General features: G+C 48.7%; 1 protein-coding gene. It reads left to right on the forward strand.

Going from position 1 to position 634, the window contains the following annotated elements; translation table 11 throughout:
- Positions 1–634: FAD-binding protein (locus J7438_RS26840; RefSeq protein ID WP_209279072.1), on the forward strand; the 634-nt coding region annotated here is incomplete at both ends.

Raw genomic sequence — 634 nt, forward strand, 5'->3', positions numbered from 1 at the left:
ACTATTCCCTGGTGGAGAGAAATACCCTGGGTTTGCCGTCTACTGCCAGATACTACGCTGAGGCAAATACGGTTGCTGAATTGCAGTTGGCACTGGCTTTTGCCAGGGAAAAGCAGTTGCCCGTTATTCCCCTGGGCGGTGGCAGTAATGTAGTGCTTGGTGATTTTCTTGATGCCCTGGTTGTGCACGTTAATCTCAAGGGAAAAATGGTGTTGAGTCGTGATCAGGAGTGTGTTCGGGTCAGGGCTGAGGCGGGAGAGAACTGGCATGAGTTTGTTTTATGGTCTCTGTATCATCAGGCCTATGGGCTGGAAAACCTCTCCTTAATACCGGGTAACGTTGGCGCTGCACCTATCCAGAATATTGGTGCCTATGGTGTTGAGTTAACGGATTCTTTCGTTTCGCTGGAGGCGATGAACCTTGAATCCGGGCATGTTGAGTATTTTGACCGGGAAAGTTGTAGCTTTGGTTATCGTGATTCGGTATTCAAAAGAGAAAAGCGTGATCAGTATATTATTGTCGCTGTAACCCTGGATCTTGATGCAACATTAAAACCCAATCTGGGCTATGGCCAGTTAGGTGATCTGCTTGCCAGACGTCTGGGCGATCAGGCTCCCTCCGCAGTGGATATTAG

This window comes from Thalassotalea sp. G20_0 (genome assembly GCF_017744175.1).
Classification (GTDB): Bacteria; Pseudomonadota; Gammaproteobacteria; order Pseudomonadales; family Endozoicomonadaceae; genus Endozoicomonas.